The following is a 15,530-nucleotide window of genomic DNA, read 5'->3' as shown; positions in this document are numbered from 1 at the left end:
CCCAAGCTTATACCCAGCAGGGCCCCGGATCACGCAGTGGCGGTATCCAGCAACAGGCGTTGCTTGACCACATCGACCAAACGGTCAGGCTGGAACTTGGACAAGAAGTTGTCGCAACCCACCTTCTTCACCATGGATTCGTTGAAACTGCCTGACAGCGAGGTGTGCAGCACCACGTAGAGCTGGCGCAAGCGGGCATCACTACGGATCTCGGTGGTCAACCGATAGCCGTCCATTTCCGGCATCTCGGCGTCGGTGAACACCATCAGCAGCTTCTCGCACACGTTCTCACCGGCATCAGCCCAACCCTTGAGCAGGCGCAACGCCTTCAGGCCGTCACTGGCCACATGCAGCTTTACCCCCAACTGGGACAGCGTGTCGCGCAACTGCGCCAAAGCCACGCTGGAATCGTCTACCAGCAGCACCTCGCGGCCGCGGGCCCGGGCCAGCACCGGCTCGGCAAGTTTGTCGCCAGAAACCCGGGCGTTGTACGGCACGATCTCGGCCAGCACCTTTTCCACATCGATCACTTCCACCAGCTTGTCATCGACCTTGGTGATAGCGGTCAGGTAATGCTGGCGCCCGGCGCTGGCTGGCGGCGGCATGATCGCTTCCCAGTTCATGTTGACGATGCGGTCGACACCACCCACCAGGAAGGCCTGCACCGAGCGGTTGTACTCGGTGACGATGATGGTGCTGTCCGGCCCCGGCTGCAGCGGGCGCATGCCAATCGCCTGGGACAGGTCAATCACTGGCAGGGTCTGGCCACGCAGGTTGACCACCCCGCAGACGAACGCGTGGCGCTGGGGCATCAGGGTCAGCTTGGGCAGCTGCAGCACTTCCTGAACCTTGAACACGTTGATTGCGAATAGCTGGCGGCCGGCCAGGCGAAACATCAGGATTTCCAGGCGGTTCTCACCCACCAGTTGCGTGCGTTGGTCTACCGTGTCGAGAATGCCAGCCATTGGAAAAACCCCCAGGCTTGAGTCGTAAAAAGTGAAAACATCCACCCTGTATCGGCGGCTTCACGCACACCTTGACCCCTGCGGGGAAATGCCGTCAAGGCAATTGATATCACTTTAACATCATGCTTAACTGCGGGCACTGCCAGCAAATCTGCTGGGTCGCAAAAGTTCCCACCCTTAGCCAGAGGTAAGGGAAACCCTTAGCAGCAATCGGGTGCAACCTGATATTCGCGATATCCTTTAGCCATTAATGTGACGCCATTCTCATTGCATGAATGGAGTCAGGCTTTTGCTAGCTATCGTTTCGGCGTGCCCGCCCCCTGCGCCTGCGCCCCGCGCGGGGGCCTCATGATGGACAGTGCCTTATCGTTCGATGACGCCCTGCAGGGCTTCCTGCTGGATGCCCAGGTGTTGCTGACCCAAGCCCAGGAATGCCTGCAGCACCTGGAACTGATCGACAACGACCCGGATGCCTGCCACTGCCTGGACAACGCCCTCGACAACCTTGCCCGGCAGGCCACGCGCCTGGGCCTGCGCGAAGTCGCCCACTACGCCACCGCCCTGCAGCAGTTGCTCGCGCCGGCCTGCCATGGCGGCTGCCTGTCGCGCGAAGCCCTGCCCGCGGTAGGGGCATGCCTGACCCTGCTGGCCTGGCAGTTAGAACTGGTCGACCCACGTACAGGGCAGCTGAACCTGGATATCGGCGAACAGCTGGTGCTATTGGGTGACCTGGCCAAGGTCGTGCCGCAACCCTTTGCGCCAGCCTGCGCGTCGTGCGACGAGCAGGGCAACGCGTGTATTCACTCGCCTACAGAAGCGGCTGCCGGTACACGGCCCGGTCGCTCATTCCTGCCGTATTAACCCTGTGCCAAGAGCAACTAAGCGCGTTGATTCAAGCTGCAGCCGCTCGAACTTGGAAAGTTACCCAAGTTACCCGGGGGCCACGTTGAGGCCAAGTTTTAGCGTTAATGCGCAAGTTACCCGGCAAGTGCGTGAGGCAACACTACCGGGTGGCACTTTGCTACCCGCCACCGCCCGACCGGCAAGCGTTCAAGGCGTTACCCAGCAGCGACCGATGCAGTGCGAAGTGGTAATATGCGCCCCCACAAACGCTTGCAACCTGCCCAACGGTTGAAAGATCACGTGTTCAAAAAAACATCGAAAGTACTGCGCCAAAGCCTTTGACCCGCATTGTTCAAGGCCTTCATCAGCAATACTTCAGTGGCTTCCCTACCTATGTTCCCACGCTTGAAAACTCCTTTGCGTTGCTGCACCCGCGCTGCCCTGCTGCGTTGGGCGACGGCCGGGCTGTGCGTGGCCTCGCTGGTCGCCAACCTCGTGCTGTATTTGGCCAACCAGGCAATCCCGGGCGGCCTGCTGGTGCTGCAGCTAGCCGCCACGCTGGGCGCCGTTGTGTTCCTGGGCCTGGGCGCTCGGTCAATCAGCATGCGCCCGGCAGAACTGGCCGAGCGCATGCTTAAGGTCCAGGAAGACGAGCGCCAGCACCTAAGCCGGGAGCTGCATGACGACATCGGCCAGTTGCTCACTGCCGCCAAGCTGCAGCTGCAGTGGCTGCAACGGCGCATGCCCGATGAACTGCAGACCCACTGCGAAGCCCTGCGCAGCACGCTGGATGACACCTTGGGCAACGTGCGTGATGTGTCCGCCCTGCTCAACCCGCGGCAGCTGGCCAGCCTTGGCCTTGAAGCCAGCCTGCGCGCGCACCTGCTGCGCACGCTGGCCAGCAGCAGCGTACATTGGAGCCTGGCGTGCAACCAGCGCCTTGGAGGTATCGACGAGGCCGTGGCAATGGCGGTGTTCCGCATCACCCAGGAGGCCGTGACCAACATGTTGCGCCACGCCCAAGCACGCAACCTGGTTATCCGCTTGCAGCGCACCCCCGCAGGGCTGGCGCTGTCAATCCACGATGATGGCCGCGGTTTTGTGCCCGCCCAGCACCCCGCCGAGGCCGGCCAGCGTGGCCTGGCCGGCATGCAGGAGCGGGTGTTCGCCTTGCACGGCAGCCTCGACATCACCAGCCAGCTCGGCCAGGGCACGCGCATCGAAGCCGTGTTCCCATGGCCGCCGCGTACCCAGCAACGCGCCAGGAGTAGTGCCGCCCATGACCTGTAGACTGCTGCTGGTCGACGACCACTCGCTGATCCGCGCAGGGGTGCGTGCATTGGTCGGCGACGTCCCCGGCTACGACGTAATCGGCGAAGCCGACGACGGCAGCCAACTGCTCGAGCAGGTGCGCACGCTAGCACCGGACATCATCTTGCTGGACATCTCCATGCGCTCGACCAGCGGCCTGGACGCCCTCACTCAACTGCGCGCCAGCGGTAGCACCTGCAAGGTGCTGATCTTGTCGATGCACACCGACCCGGACCTGATCATGCGAGCCCTGGAGAGCGGCGCCCATGGCTACCTGCTCAAGGACACCAGCGCCACCGAACTGGAGCAGGCCCTGGCCGCGGTGCGCAATGGCGAGCGCTACCTCAGCCCGGCGATCGCCCATACGGTCATCAACCAGGCGCTGCGGCACGCCAGGCAGGCCAAGCAACCTGCTGGTGAGCGGCATAGCCTCACCGTGCGCCAGTTGGAGATCTTGCGCCTGATCGTACGCGGCAAGTCGACGCGGGAAATCGCCAGCGGCCTGGGCCTGTCGATCAAGACCGTGGAAACCCACCGCTCACAGATCATGAAGCGCCTGCAGATCCATGACGTGGCCGGCCTGGTGCTGTTTGCCGTGCGCGAGAAAATCATCAGCCTGGACGACTGAGCAACGGCGACCCGCTCGGCAGGTGCACGCACAGTGCAGCGGGCTTGGCCTGGAAGCGCAGGTTATCGGCTTGCACTGGCTCGCCATCGAGGTTGATGTCCAGCCCTTGCGAGCACTTGATCTCGACCCAGGGCAACCTGGCCCGTACAAACAGGCCGTCACCTGCCAGCAGCTCACGCAGGGCGCCGACCACCTCCTGCGGCGCCGGCAGGATGGCGATGTCGAGCAGGCCGTCATTCACCACGGCCTCTGGGCATAGCGCCTGCCCGCCGCCGGCCTGGCGGCCATTGCCGATTCCCAGCGCCAGCAAGTCCCCCTCCCAGTGAAAACCCGGCCCCTGCAACGTCACCGAGGCTGCCTGCAGTTCACTGAAGCGCGACAACCCGGTGAACAGGTAGGCGGCAGCGCCCAGCACCTTCTTCAGGTCCTCGGAAGTATTGGCGGTGACCTGGCTGCCAAAGCCGCCCGTGGCCATGTTGAGGAACATCTGCTCGCCAGCCTGGCCCAGGTCTATTGGCTGTGCCGGTAGGTTCAGCAGGGCCAGCGCGGTGGCGGGCTCCAGGGGTATGCCTGCCGCCTTGGCAAAATCGTTGGCGGTACCCAGCGGCAACAAGGCCAGGCTGGCCTCGGTAGCCGCCCGCCCCATGGCCTCGGCGACATCGCGCAATGTGCCATCCCCGCCACCGGCGACGATATGGCTGTAGCCGGCAGCCAGCGCCTCGGCAACCAGCCGTTGGGCGTCACCGGCCTCCCAGGTGACCCGCACATCCAGCACCCAGCCGCTGTCGCGCAGGCCATACACGGCGCTGCGCAACTCTTCGTTCATCGCCTGCTTGCCGTGCAGGATCAGCATTGCCTTACGCCCTTGCATGTGCGCGCCTCCGTGATGTTGACCAACCCAGATCTCGACCTTCCATACCACCGGATCGTTGCATGCGCCGCCAAAAAAAACGGGCCAAAGCGGCCAATGTTAGGAGCGCCCGCCGGACATTAATCGACAGCGGTGCCGGTCTTTTCCCCCATGCCTGAAATGCGCGGCTATGCTCAGCAAATATACCTGTTGCCATGGACGCGCCCCGGCAGTGGTTTTACCACTGCTGCTTACGGGCGCGTCTTGCTATCCGTAGCTTTTAGCGAGGATTCCGGGTCATGCGCATTCTCTGGACACTGCCTTACCTGCCCTGGCCGACCACCAGCGGCAGCAAGACCCGGCAATACCACTTGATACGCGCATTGGCACAGCGCGGCCACCGCATTACCCTGCTGGTGCAATCGAAAGTCCCCCTGAGCGATAGCGCCCGCGAAGCCTTGGAGCCCTTGCTCGAACGCCTGATCGTGCTGCCCCGCCGGCCACTGCACAGCCCGCTTAACCTGCTGGCCTCGCCGATCATCGACTACCCCATGCGGGCGATCATCCATGGCCTGGCCCCTTGCCTGCGGCACCGCTTCGAGCAACTGCTCGATGAACCCTGGGACGTGATCCAGATCGAGCACAGCTACAGCTTCCAGCCCTTCGAAAAAGCCCTGCTGGCGCGCGGGTTGCCCTACATGCTCAGTGAGCACACCTTGGAGTCAGTGATGGGCGGCGCCAGCCACGACCCGCTGCCGCTGTGGCTGCGCCCGCTCAACGCCTTCGACCGCTGGCGCTACCGGCGCTGGGAGCACCGCGTGCTCCGCCAGCCCAGCGAACTGGTGGCGGTCAGCGCCCACGATGCCGAGCTGATCGCACAGATCAGCGGGCGCCCTGTGAACGTGGTGGTCAATGGCGTGGATTGTGATTTCTACCAGCACGTGCAACCCGCACTGCACAGCCAGCGCCTGCTGTTCGTCGGCAACTTCGAATATGGCGCCAACCTGGAAGCCATCGAATGGGCGCTGGAAGACATCATGCCGCAGGTGTGGATGAGCAACCCGGCAGTGCGCCTGGCGATTGCCGGGCATGCCATGCCGGCCAGCTGGAAACTGCACTGGAACGACCCACGGATCGAATGGTTCGGCTACCGCCCAGACCTGCGTGAGCTGCAGCGGCGTTCGGCGCTGTTTTTCGCACCGCTGCGCTACGCCGGCGGCTCCAAGGTGAAAATCCTCGAAGCGATGGCCGCCGGCTTGCCGGTCATCACCACCGGCAAAGGCGTTTCCGGCCTGGCCGCGAACAACGGCGAGCACTACCTGGGCAGTGACGACGGCGACCAGCTGGCCTTGCTGATCACCCAGCTGTTGAACCAGCCATGGCGCATGAGCCAGTTGAGCGACGCCGGGCGCCAGTTCGCTCGCCAGCGCCACGACTGGAGCGTTGCCGCGCAGCAACTGGAGAACGTGCACATGCGCCTGGCCCAGGCAGCACCGGCCGAAGCCGCGCCACTGGCCAGTGCCTGGCTGGGCCGCTCAGCCAAGTAGCTCGCTGAAGGGGATGAACGGCACGCTGTCGCCCTGCTTCGGCGTGCTGCCTTCGCGCACTTCCACCAACCCCTCGGCCCAGGCTGCGCTGCGCAACACGCCCGAGCTCTGGTTTTTGTAGATGCGCACCTGGCCCTGCTCGATGCGTGCGCGCAGGTACTCACGGCGCGTGCCGGGCTTAGGCCAATCAAAGCCTGCCGGCATGTCGAAACGCAGCGGCGTGACTTCGGCCACGCCCTGGCGACGCAGCAGGTAAGGCCGCGTCAACAGGCCAAACGTGACCAGGGTCGAGGCTGGGTTACCCGGCAGGCCAATCACCGGTACGCCTTGGAAGTGACCGAAGGTTAGCGGTTTACCCGGCTTGATCGCCAGCTTCCACAACGCCAGTTCACCGGCTTCGCGCAGGGCGGCGCCGAGGTAGTCGGCTTCGCCAACCGAGACACCGCCGGTGGACAGGATCAAGTCGACACCGCCCAGCCCGGCCAGGCAGGCGCGGGTACGCGCCAGGTCATCCGGCAGGATGCCGGCGTCAACCACCTCGCAGCCCAGCCGTTGCAACCAGCTGACCAGCAGCCGGCGGTTGCTGTTGTAGATTTGCCCGGGCCCCAGTGGCAAGCCGGGCTCGACCAGCTCATCGCCGGTGGACAGCACCGCCACCCGCACCTTGCGCACCACATCCAGGCGAGCGTGGCCCAGGGTCGCGGCCAGGCCCAGTTCGATCGGCCCAAGGCGCGTGCCGGCACTCATCACCTGCTCACCCTTGCGGGTTTCCTGGCCTTGGGGGCGAATGTTCTGTGCGGTTCTCAGCGGTTCGAGAAAGCGTACCCGGCCGTCTTCTGCCACTTGGGTATTTTCCTGCATTTCGACGCAGTCGGCACCGGCGGGCACCGGCGCCCCGGTGAAAATACGCGCACAGGTGCCCGGTTGCAGCGGCTGCGGTGCATGGCCGGCGAAGATCCGCTGGCTGACCGGCAGTGGCTCGCCCTGCCAGTCAGCCAGGCGCAGGGCGTAACCGTCCATGGCGCTGTTCGGCCACGGCGGCAGGTCGAGCGAGGCCACCAAGTCGGTAGCCAGCACTCGGCCCTCGGCCTCGGCCAGTGGCAGGTTCTCGGTGTCACGGATCGGTGCCGCTTCGGCCAGCCCCAGCAGCTGCTCCAGTGCCTGCTCCACCGGCATCAGCGGCCGGGCCTGGCGGACCTCAGCCACGGCTGTCACAGGCCGCTGCCTGCTTCAGGTGTGGCACGAAGTTGCACGGGCGATGGCGGGCATCGAGCTGCTCGGCAAGAATGCCGTCCCAGCCGGTACGCACCGCATTGGTCGAACCCGGCAGGCAGCACACCAGGGTACCGTTGGCCAACCCGGCGAGGGCGCGCGACTGCACGGTGGAGGTGCCGATATCGGCCACGGAAATCTGCCGGAACAGCTCACCAAAGCCCTCTACCTGCTTGTCCAGCAGGCAAGCGACAGCCTCGGGCGTGCTGTCGCGGCCGGTAAAGCCGGTGCCTCCGGTGATCAGCACCACTTGTACGCTGTCATCGGCGATCCAAGCGGCGACCTGAGCGCGGATCTTGTACAGGTCGTCCTTCAGCAACACGCGCTCGGCCAAGCGGTGGCCAGCTGCGCCCAGGCGGTCGACGAACAACTGCCCGGAGGTGTCGGTATCGAAGGTACGGGTGTCGCTGACCGTGAGCACAGCAATGTTCAGCGGCACGAAGGGGGTATCTGCCTTGGCTTTCATGGGGGTCTGTCACAAAGGTTGGGATGGCCGCAGTTATATCACAGCCAGTGCCCTGCGCCGCGTGGCCAGCCTAGGCCCTTGCCCTCGGTCAATGCCTGGGCATTAGCGCTATGCTGCACTGTACGAGGAACTTGCGTGAACGCCCTGCGTCTTAATGTCATCTAGCACCCTCGCACTGGAGAAACACGATGATTCAACGGACCCTCCCCGCCTTCCTACTCGTTCTGGGCCTGGGCGCCCTCGCTGGCTGCGCTTCGCCAAGCGTCATTACCCTGAACGACGGTCGCGAAATCCAGGCCACCGACACACCTAAGTACGACGAAGACTCCGGCTTTTATGAATTTGAGCAACTGGACGGTAAGCGCACGCGCCTGAACAAGGACCAGATCCGCACCGTCAAAGAGCTCTGATTGCAGCGTGCTTTTTTGCAAAGGCCCTTTCAACTACAAGGGCTTGCGGGCAAAAAAAGGATGCAGTAGGATTTTGCTCATCGGAGTGTAGCGCAGCCAGGTAGCGCGTCTCGTTCGGGACGAGAAGGCCGCAGGTTCGAATCCTGTCTCTCCGACCAAATCCTGAAAAGCCCGCCTTGTGCGGGCTTTTTGTTGTGCGCCTGAAAGCGTGTCAGGCGGTAAGGCGCGAGGTCACCTCACCCAATTGCCCCGACAACCCATGCAGGCGTTGCCCGGCCTGTTCGGTATGCTGCACCGCCTCCTGGTTGGCCGTGGCGATGCGGGTGATTTCGATCAGGTTGCGCGAGATGTCCTCGGCCACACTGGTCTGCTCTTCGGCCGCCGTGGCAATTTGCCGGTTCATGTCGCGGATCGCCTCCACTGCCAGGGTGATGCGCTGCAACATTTGGCCGGCCTGTTGCACCTGCTCGGCACCCTCCTCGCTGCGCTGCTGGCCACTTTCGATGGCCTTGACCGCTTCCACCGCCCCCGACTGCACCGCCTCGATGATCTGGTGGATCTCGGCAATTGACGCCGCCGTGCGCTGGGCCAGGCTGCGTACTTCATCGGCGACCACCGCAAAGCCCCGCCCGGCCTCGCCGGCGCGCGCTGCTTCGATGGCCGCGTTAAGCGCCAGCAGGTTGGTTTGTTCGGCAATGCCGCGGATCACTTCGAGCACTTTGCCAATGCGCGTGCTGTCGTGCTCCAGGTCGCGAATCACCGCTGCCGTGCCGGCGATTTCGCGGTTGACCGCGCCGATGATGTCGATGGTCTGCTGCATCACCTGCTCGCCTGCCTGGGCACTGTGGTCGGCGTCGTCCGCCGCACGAGCGGCCTCGGCCGCGTGGCGGGCGACTTCCTGGGCAGTGGCAGACATTTCGTGCATGGCCGTGGCTACCTGGTCGGTACGCTGGAACTGGTCGTGGCTACCACGGGCCATGTCACCGGCGATGCTGCGCAACTGGCCGCTGGCACCTTCCAGCTCCTGGGCGTTGTCCTGCAGCCGGCCGACGGTGTCGGCGAGGAAGTCGCGCAAGGTGTTGGCAGCCCGCGCCAGGCGCCCCAGTTCGTCCTCGCGGCGGCTGTCCACCCGGGCGGCAAAGCGGCCCTGGCTGAGCTGCGCCACGTACTCGATCAACTGGCGAATCGGCTCGATCAAGCTGCGGTTGACCAACCACAGGCTAAGCAGCCCTACCAACACCGCCGAGGCCAACATCACCAGCAGGCCCAACCATACCGTGCGTTCGGCGCTGGCGCTAAGGCTGGCAGCGCGCTGGCGAGCATCGGCCCGCAGTTGCTCGACCAGTTCGCTCATCTGTTCGCTGGCGGCACGGTCCACGCCCTTGACCGCCTGGTCGCCAGCTACCGGGTCGCCACCCGCTGCCAGGAATGCCTGGCGGCCCTGTGCATAGGCCTGGCCCAACTGCCGGTGGCTATCACGCAGTTGCTGCAGCGGTACCTTGAGCCTAGCGTCGCTGCTGTCAATCAGTTGCCCAAGCAGTTGCTGCACCTGCTGCTCGCGCGCCTGAAACTGCTGCCAGTATTTGTCCATATCGGCCGGCTGGCGTCCGCGCAACAGCACGTTCTTCCATTCCTGCACCTGAATCTTGAACTGCAGGTTAGCTTCGTCGATCAGTTGCGAGGCCCGCAGCGGCCCGTCGACCAGTGCCGCGTAGCCGCGCACGCTGGACGAGAGAAACTGAAAACACACCAGGGCGATCAGCAACATCGCCACTAGGCTGCCACCGAGCAGCGAGAGAATTTGCACTCTGAGGGATTTACGCAACATCGTGGATCTCAAAACCGAAGGAAAGGAATGGCGCGCATTCGCTACACCAGGTAAGACATTCCATGTCCTTGTTGGCAGGCCAAAAAAAAGCTGCCATCAAGCAATGGCAGCTAGGTCGAGCACTTACGCAACAGTTGAGCTAGATACTCTCAGGCAATTACTACAGAAATGTTACAGAGCCACGACGCGCTAGCCGTTGCTGAACTGCAAAGCCGCCAAGCGCGCATACAGCGGGCTCTCCTCGATCAATTGGCGGTGCGTACCCACCGCCACCAAGCGGCCCTTGTCGATGACCGCGATACGGTCGGCATGCTGCACGGTAGCCAGACGATGGGCGATCACTAGGGTGGTGCGCCCGGCCATCAGGCTGGGCAGCGCCTGCTGAATCAGGTGTTCACTTTGCGCGTCGAGGGCGCTGGTGGCCTCGTCCAGCAACAGGATCGGCGCATCGACCAGCAACGCCCGGGCAATGGCCAGGCGTTGCCGCTGCCCGCCGGACAGGCCGATGCCGCCCTCGCCCAGCGGTGTCTGGTAGCCCTCGGGCAGTTGCCGGATGAACGCATCGGCATGGGCACCACGGGCCGCGGCCTCGACCTCGGCCAAGGTCGCCTCGGGCCGACCATAGCGGATGTTAGCCTCGACCGTGCCGCGGAACAGCGAGGGGTTTTGCGCTACCAGGGCGAACTGCTGGCGCAGTTGCGCAGGGTCGAAATGAGTAATCACCTGGCCATCGAGCAGAATGCGCCCTTGCTGGGGGTCATAAAAGCGCAGCAACAAATCGAACAAGGTCGACTTGCCCGCCCCCGATGGGCCTACCAAGGCCACGGTCTGCCCCGGTTCAATGGTCAGGCTCAGGCCGTCGACAGCCGCCACCGAAGGGCGTGACGGATAGGCGAACACCAGCTGTTGCAGCTCGATGCGCCCGCTGGCCCGCGGCAGCGCCTGCGCCACCGGGGGCGGCAAAATGGCACTGCGCGCCGCCAACAGTTCGGCAATGCGCTCGGCAGCGCCCGCTGCGCGTTGCAGCTCGCCGATCACTTCGCTGAGGGTGCCGAAGGCACTGCCGACGATCAGGCTGTAGAACACGAAAGCGGCCAGCTCGCCCGCAGAAATACGCCCGGCGATCACGTCCATGCCGCCGACCCACAGCATCACCCCCACCGCCCCCAACACCAGCACGATCACCAGGGTGATCAGCCAGGCGCGCTGGGCGATACGCTGCCGGGCCACGGCGAACGCCGCCTCGACCGTACCAGCGAACAGCTCGCGGTCATGCGCCTGGTGGTTGTAGGCTTGCACCGTCTTGATCTGCCCGAGGGTCTCGGCTACGTAGCTGCCCACATCTGCCACCCGGTCCTGGCTCTGCCGCGACAGGCTGCGCACCCGGCGGCCGAACAGCAGGATCGGCGCCAGCACCAGTGGCAGGGCTACCACCACGATGCTGGTGAGCTTGGGGTTGGTGATGAACAGCAGCACCACCCCGCCGATGACCATCAGCGCGTTGCGTAAGAACATCGATAGCGATGAGCCGATTACCGATTGCAGCAACGTGGTGTCGGCGGTCAGCCGCGACTGGATTTCGGAACTGCGGTTGTCTTCAAAAAAACCTGGGTGCAGGCCGATCAGGTGGTCGAACACCGCGCGGCGGATATCGGCCACGCAGCGCTCGCCAATCCACGACACCAGATAGAAACGGCTAAAGGTGCCCACTGCCAGGGCCAGTACCAACAACAGGAACAAGCCAATGGTTTGGTTGAGCTGGTGTGCGGAGCGGGTCATGAAGCCTTGGTCCACCAGCAGGCGAATGCCCTGGCCCATGGACAGGGTAATGGCGGCGGTCACCACCAGCGCAAGCAAGGCCAGCAGCACCTGGCGACGGTACGGACGAACGAACTGCCAACCCAGGCGCAAGGCGCGGCGTTGACGTGGGGAAACCGATTCGGGCATGGCGCTGACCACAATGGCGGGGAAAGCGCAGCCTATCACTCATCCCGGCCCGGGGAACCCTTGCAGCTTGCTATAGCCTATCGTTCTAACCAGGCTATGGAGCTTTACCGACGTTTCTGTTGGACTATCCCTGCCGTGACAGCGCAGCAACGGTCACAGGCCGGTCATGGCGCAGGGGTACCCTGTGTTTTAACCTGATGAGGAGGCACTACATGAGCTTGCAGCATGGCAGCGACCACCAAAAGCCCCGAACCACCCCGCCAGCGCAGGTGTGCGGTTCGCTTATCGATGCCCAGGGGCACGAAGTACCGATCACCGAGCAGATGATCCAGCAGGCCTGCAAGGCCCTGGAAGAAAGCCGGGCCGAGCGCGTACGCAAAGGCAAAGGGTGATCGGCGAATACCTTGCAACCCGGCGCTAGCGCCGGGTTTTTATTTGCCTGAAAGCTGTCAGACCAGTACCCCACCCAAGGCACTCACCAACTGCGCCAACTGCGGCGACTCGCCACGCAAGCGCACTGCCAACCCTTCGATCTCGCGCCGTGGCGGGTACTGCTTGCGCAACTGGTCGAACGCCGCCCGCTGCAAAAGCGGGTCATCACTGAGGCTGCGGCGGAAGTCGGCATCGTCACGACGCGGGTCGTAAACGGCGCGGCACAAGGTGGCCAAGGCCCAGGCCGGGTCGCTGCTGGCATCCAGTTCGATCTGCGCCAGCGGCGGCCGGGGCAGCAGGTCGGCCAACTGCACCTGTTCACCCACACCCAGGAAGCGGCACAACGCTTGGTAGATCTGCGCCGTGCCACGCTGGCGGCCGTCCAGGCTGTAGCCGGCGATGTGCGGCGAAGCCAATGTGCAAAGGTCAGCCAGTTGCAGGTCAACCTGAGGCTCGCCCTCCCATACATCCAGCACTGCATGCACGTCCTCACGCTCCAGCAGCAGTTCGCGCAGGGCGGCGTTGTCCACCACCGGGCCACGGCTGGCGTTGAGCAGCCAGGCGCCTGGGCGCAGTTGGGCCAGTTGTGCCTGGCCCATCAGGTGCCAGGTCGGGTGCGCGCCGCCGCGCTGCAAGGGGGTATGCAGGCTGATCACATCGCACTGTTGCAGGAGGGTATCGAGGCTGACGTAGTCGCCACCCTCGACGGCCTGGCGCAGCGGGTCACACACCAGCACCTTCCAACCCAGCCCGCGCAGCACCCGCACCAGGCGGCCGCCGACCTCACCCGCGCCTACCACGCCATACACGCGCTCGGGCAGTGCCACGCCATCCAGTTCGGCCAGGGTCAGCAGGCTGCCTAGCACGTAATCCACCACGCCGCGGGCATTACAGCCCGGTGCGCTGCTCCAGTGGATACCGGCTTCGGCAAAGTAGCCCAGGTCCAGGTGGTCGGTGCCGATGGTGCAGGTGCCGACAAAGCGCACGCGGCTGCCGTCGAGCAACTGGCGGTCGACCTTGGTTACCGAGCGCACCAGCAGTATGTCGGCGTCCTTGACGCTGGCGGCATCGAGGCTTCGGCCCGGGTAACGGCGGATTTCACCGAAACCTTGGAAGAAGGCATCGAGTAGCGGGATGTTCTCGTCGGCAACTATCAGCATGGCGCTCTCCTGTCTGGGGAACGCAGTGTAGGCGCAACGCCGGGCCTGTTCCAGAGCGCTTCAGTCGGCTTTCTTGCGGATCCAGTACAAGAAAGTGCCGGCGTCTTCCTGCTGTTGCAGCAGTTCGTGGCCGAGGAAATTGCAGAACTTGGGGATGTCGCGGCGGGTCGAGGGGTCGGTGGCGATGACCTTGAGCAGGCCGCCAGCGGCCAGGTTACGCACGTGCTGGTGCAGCATCATCACCGGTTCCGGGCAGTTCAGGCCGGTGGCATCGAGGATGGCGTCGGGGGTGAAATCGGTCATGGGGGGCTCCGCAAATGATCGTCATTGTCGCGCATAGCGCGACGCGGTCCAAGGGGCCTCGGACGCATGCCTTCAGGTTTGTGTGTGCATTGCGATCGTGCGCCGCCCGCGCGGCGCTTCGCGGGGCAAGCCCGCTCCCACATCTGTTTGCGGCCAGTCACTCCTGTGGGGTCACCTCTGTCCGCCTTGTTTGTTCCATTCGATATCGAGGGGGCGCGGCTGCTTTTAATCAATCTTCAGCGATGCACCAAGGCTGCAACCCGTTTGGCACAGGAATAATTGGCCGGAAACAGATGTGGGAGCGGGCTTGCCCCGCGAAGCGCCGCACGGGCGGCGCTCGAACTCAACACCAACCAGAAACTTAAGCCAAGCCCCACAAAATCCAAGCCCTGCGCCTAAAACTCAACGCGGCTTCAAGTCCATCCGCCGCAGGTGGCAAGTCACTTCCTCACGATCGTGGTACAGCTGCTTGCAAGCAATCGACACCTTGATCTTCCGCGCCTTGAACGTCGCCTCCATGCGGTCGAGCAGCCGGCGTACTTCGGCATAACGCTGCTTCATAGGCAGCTTGAGGTTGACCACCGCCTCACGGCACAACCCCTCACCCAGCCAGGTTTCGATCAGCGAGGTAGTACGCGCCGGCTTCTCGACGATATCGCACACCATCCAGTCCACCGGCTGCTTCGGCTGCCAGGTAAAACCATCGGCCATCAGGTGTTGGACCAACCCAGTATCCATCAGGCTTTCGGCCATCGGCCCGTTGTCGATGGCCGTTACCAGCATGCCCCGACGCACCAACTGGTAGGTCCAGCCACCCGGCGATGCCCCCAGGTCAACACCGGTCATGTCATCGCCCAGGCGCTGCTCCCACTGCTCGCGCGGGATGAACTGGTGCCAGGCCTCTTCCAGCTTGAGGGTCGAACGGCTGGGGGCCTCGCGGGGGAATTTCAGCCGCGGGATGCCCATGGGCCACAACGCGCTGTTGTTGCCTGCGGCAACGCCAGCGAAAACCCGCCGGCCACTGATGAAGGTGAGCAGCAAGCGCGGCCGGCTGGCGTCTTCGACCAAGCGACCGGCCTTTTCCAAGGCCTTGCGCAACGGCACCTCGAATTTGCGACAGAACGTGGACAGTTCCTTGCCTTCGTTGCTATCCAGCACTTCCAGCCACAGGCTGCCAAACACCGGGAAGTCGGCCAGGTGCGCCAACAACACGCTGATACGGTCGCTTTCCGGCAGCTCGACATAGTCGCCACGGGCCCATTGCCGCGGGAAAATCAGCTGATTGAAGCGCAGTTCCCCCATCAAGCGCTCGGCACCGCCCTCCTCGCTGCAGACAAACTCGGCGCTGGCACTGTGCGGCTTGCCTTTGGCATAGCCGGCAACGCCCAGGCGGGCGGCATGTTCGCTGATTTCGGCGCACACCTCACCCTCGAAACCGGGCCGGCAATGCATGAACAGGGTATTCATTTCTCACTCCACTACGGCTGGCGCGCCACAGGCGCCGGCAGGGCGGCGATGATAAAGGAAGATGGGAACCTGCGACACGCCCCGCCGGTCCAGAAAAGGGT

The 15,530-nt window shown here is 64.0% G+C and carries 15 protein-coding genes, 1 tRNA gene and 1 pseudogene; 7 read left to right on the top strand and 10 right to left on the bottom strand.

Annotated elements, in window-relative coordinates; all coding sequences use genetic code 11:
* Positions 1 to 29 precede the first annotated feature (29 nt).
* Positions 30 to 965 (bottom strand): chemotaxis protein CheV, encoded by a 936-nt coding sequence (locus tag DV532_RS08060; protein WP_056806471.1) that lies wholly within the window; start codon positions 963 to 965, stop codon positions 30 to 32.
* A gap of 351 nt (positions 966 to 1,316) precedes the next feature.
* Here DV532_RS08060 and DV532_RS08055 point away from each other — a divergent pair, with 351 nt between their 5' ends.
* The 3 genes from DV532_RS08055 to DV532_RS08045 all read left to right on the top strand — a co-directional run bounded on the left by DV532_RS08055 (position 1,317) and on the right by DV532_RS08045 (position 3,747).
* Positions 1,317 to 1,826, top strand: coding sequence for a hypothetical protein (locus DV532_RS08055; protein WP_056806468.1), 510 nt, complete (start codon positions 1,317 to 1,319; stop codon positions 1,824 to 1,826).
* A gap of 375 nt (positions 1,827 to 2,201) precedes the next feature.
* Entirely contained in the window at positions 2,202 to 3,098 is an 897-nt protein-coding gene (locus DV532_RS08050) for a sensor histidine kinase (protein WP_056806465.1), read from the top strand.
* Complete coding sequence (locus tag DV532_RS08045; protein WP_056806463.1) at positions 3,088 to 3,747, top strand: response regulator transcription factor; 660 nt, start codon at positions 3,088 to 3,090, stop codon at positions 3,745 to 3,747. Before DV532_RS08050 ends, DV532_RS08045 begins: the two co-directional genes overlap by 11 nt.
* Here DV532_RS08045 and yegS read toward each other — a convergent pair.
* Positions 3,731 to 4,618, bottom strand: coding sequence for a lipid kinase YegS (gene yegS / locus DV532_RS08040; RefSeq protein WP_056806460.1), 888 nt, complete (start codon positions 4,616 to 4,618; stop codon positions 3,731 to 3,733). The two genes, DV532_RS08045 and yegS, sit on opposite strands and share 17 nt — an antisense overlap.
* Before the next feature lie 278 nt (positions 4,619 to 4,896).
* On the opposite strand from yegS, the gene DV532_RS08035 reads away from it, so the two are divergent.
* Complete coding sequence (locus DV532_RS08035; RefSeq protein ID WP_056806457.1) at positions 4,897 to 6,144, top strand: glycosyltransferase family 4 protein; 1,248 nt, start codon at positions 4,897 to 4,899, stop codon at positions 6,142 to 6,144.
* Here DV532_RS08035 and glp read toward each other — a convergent pair.
* Both glp and moaB read right to left on the bottom strand, forming a co-directional pair.
* Positions 6,133 to 7,320, bottom strand: a complete 1,188-nt coding sequence (gene glp / locus DV532_RS08030; RefSeq protein ID WP_162241148.1) for a gephyrin-like molybdotransferase Glp — start codon at positions 7,318 to 7,320, stop codon at positions 6,133 to 6,135. The two genes, DV532_RS08035 and glp, sit on opposite strands and share 12 nt — an antisense overlap.
* Before the next feature lie 22 nt (positions 7,321 to 7,342).
* Positions 7,343 to 7,882, bottom strand: a complete 540-nt coding sequence (gene moaB / locus DV532_RS08025; RefSeq protein WP_056806452.1) for a molybdenum cofactor biosynthesis protein B — start codon at positions 7,880 to 7,882, stop codon at positions 7,343 to 7,345.
* A 188-nt stretch (positions 7,883 to 8,070) separates the two neighbouring features.
* Between moaB and DV532_RS08020 the strand changes: the two genes are divergently transcribed.
* Positions 8,071 to 8,292, top strand: coding sequence for a YgdI/YgdR family lipoprotein (locus tag DV532_RS08020; RefSeq protein WP_056806449.1), 222 nt, complete (start codon positions 8,071 to 8,073; stop codon positions 8,290 to 8,292).
* Positions 8,293 to 8,373: 81 nt separating this feature from the next.
* Positions 8,374 to 8,450: transfer RNA gene (locus DV532_RS08015), tRNA-Pro, on the top strand.
* A gap of 53 nt (positions 8,451 to 8,503) precedes the next feature.
* On the opposite strand, the gene DV532_RS31165 is transcribed toward DV532_RS08015, so the two are convergent.
* The 3 genes and pseudogenes from DV532_RS31165 to DV532_RS08005 form a co-directional block, all read right to left on the bottom strand.
* Entirely contained in the window at positions 8,504 to 9,208 is a 705-nt protein-coding gene (locus DV532_RS31165) for a methyl-accepting chemotaxis protein (RefSeq protein ID WP_372339994.1), read from the bottom strand.
* Positions 9,209 to 9,436: 228 nt separating this feature from the next.
* Positions 9,437 to 9,547: pseudogene (locus DV532_RS31160) on the bottom strand (hypothetical protein); the annotation flags it as partial.
* A gap of 762 nt (positions 9,548 to 10,309) precedes the next feature.
* Positions 10,310 to 12,067 carry an ABC transporter transmembrane domain-containing protein gene (locus DV532_RS08005; protein WP_056806442.1) on the bottom strand — a complete coding sequence of 586 codons (1,758 nt, stop codon included), beginning with the start codon at positions 12,065 to 12,067 and terminating at the stop codon, positions 10,310 to 10,312.
* 212 nt (positions 12,068 to 12,279) lie between these two features.
* Here DV532_RS08005 and DV532_RS08000 point away from each other — a divergent pair, with 212 nt between their 5' ends.
* The gene (locus DV532_RS08000) at positions 12,280 to 12,459 is read left to right on the top strand and encodes a PA1571 family protein (protein ID WP_056806439.1); all 180 of its coding nucleotides are present in this window, start codon (positions 12,280 to 12,282) and stop codon (positions 12,457 to 12,459) included.
* A 57-nt stretch (positions 12,460 to 12,516) separates the two neighbouring features.
* Here DV532_RS08000 and pdxB read toward each other — a convergent pair whose 3' ends face one another.
* The 3 genes from pdxB to rlmM form a co-directional block, all read right to left on the bottom strand.
* Positions 12,517 to 13,659, bottom strand: coding sequence for a 4-phosphoerythronate dehydrogenase PdxB (gene pdxB, locus DV532_RS07995; protein WP_056806435.1), 1,143 nt, complete (start codon positions 13,657 to 13,659; stop codon positions 12,517 to 12,519).
* A 60-nt stretch (positions 13,660 to 13,719) separates the two neighbouring features.
* Complete coding sequence (tusA, locus tag DV532_RS07990) at positions 13,720 to 13,962, bottom strand: sulfurtransferase TusA (RefSeq protein WP_003248727.1); 243 nt, start codon at positions 13,960 to 13,962, stop codon at positions 13,720 to 13,722.
* Between the two features lie 402 nt (positions 13,963 to 14,364).
* A complete protein-coding gene (gene rlmM / locus DV532_RS07985) occupies positions 14,365 to 15,429 on the bottom strand; it encodes a 23S rRNA (cytidine(2498)-2'-O)-methyltransferase RlmM (protein WP_056806431.1) in 1,065 nt (354 codons plus the stop codon).
* Positions 15,430 to 15,530 lie beyond the last annotated feature (101 nt).

This window comes from Pseudomonas sp. Leaf58, from assembly GCF_003627215.1.
Classification (GTDB): domain Bacteria; phylum Pseudomonadota; class Gammaproteobacteria; order Pseudomonadales; family Pseudomonadaceae; genus Aquipseudomonas.
This window is presented reverse-complemented; position numbering and strand designations above follow the sequence as displayed.

Coding starts and splice junctions, on each gene's coding strand:
- DV532_RS08060 (WP_056806471.1), bottom strand. CDS start 965: ATGGCTGGCATTCTCGACACGGTAGACCAACGCACGCAACTGGTGGGT.
- DV532_RS08055 (WP_056806468.1), top strand. CDS start 1,317: ATGGACAGTGCCTTATCGTTCGATGACGCCCTGCAGGGCTTCCTGCTG.
- DV532_RS08050 (WP_056806465.1), top strand. CDS start 2,202: ATGTTCCCACGCTTGAAAACTCCTTTGCGTTGCTGCACCCGCGCTGCC.
- DV532_RS08045 (WP_056806463.1), top strand. CDS start 3,088: ATGACCTGTAGACTGCTGCTGGTCGACGACCACTCGCTGATCCGCGCA.
- yegS (WP_056806460.1), bottom strand. CDS start 4,618: ATGCAAGGGCGTAAGGCAATGCTGATCCTGCACGGCAAGCAGGCGATG.
- DV532_RS08035 (WP_056806457.1), top strand. CDS start 4,897: ATGCGCATTCTCTGGACACTGCCTTACCTGCCCTGGCCGACCACCAGC.
- glp (WP_162241148.1), bottom strand. CDS start 7,320: ATGCCGGTGGAGCAGGCACTGGAGCAGCTGCTGGGGCTGGCCGAAGCG.
- moaB (WP_056806452.1), bottom strand. CDS start 7,882: ATGAAAGCCAAGGCAGATACCCCCTTCGTGCCGCTGAACATTGCTGTG.
- DV532_RS08020 (WP_056806449.1), top strand. CDS start 8,071: ATGATTCAACGGACCCTCCCCGCCTTCCTACTCGTTCTGGGCCTGGGC.
- DV532_RS31165 (WP_372339994.1), bottom strand. CDS start 9,208: ATGTCTGCCACTGCCCAGGAAGTCGCCCGCCACGCGGCCGAGGCCGCT.
- DV532_RS08005 (WP_056806442.1), bottom strand. CDS start 12,067: ATGCCCGAATCGGTTTCCCCACGTCAACGCCGCGCCTTGCGCCTGGGT.
- DV532_RS08000 (WP_056806439.1), top strand. CDS start 12,280: ATGAGCTTGCAGCATGGCAGCGACCACCAAAAGCCCCGAACCACCCCG.
- pdxB (WP_056806435.1), bottom strand. CDS start 13,659: ATGCTGATAGTTGCCGACGAGAACATCCCGCTACTCGATGCCTTCTTC.
- tusA (WP_003248727.1), bottom strand. CDS start 13,962: ATGACCGATTTCACCCCCGACGCCATCCTCGATGCCACCGGCCTGAAC.
- rlmM (WP_056806431.1), bottom strand. CDS start 15,429: ATGAATACCCTGTTCATGCATTGCCGGCCCGGTTTCGAGGGTGAGGTG.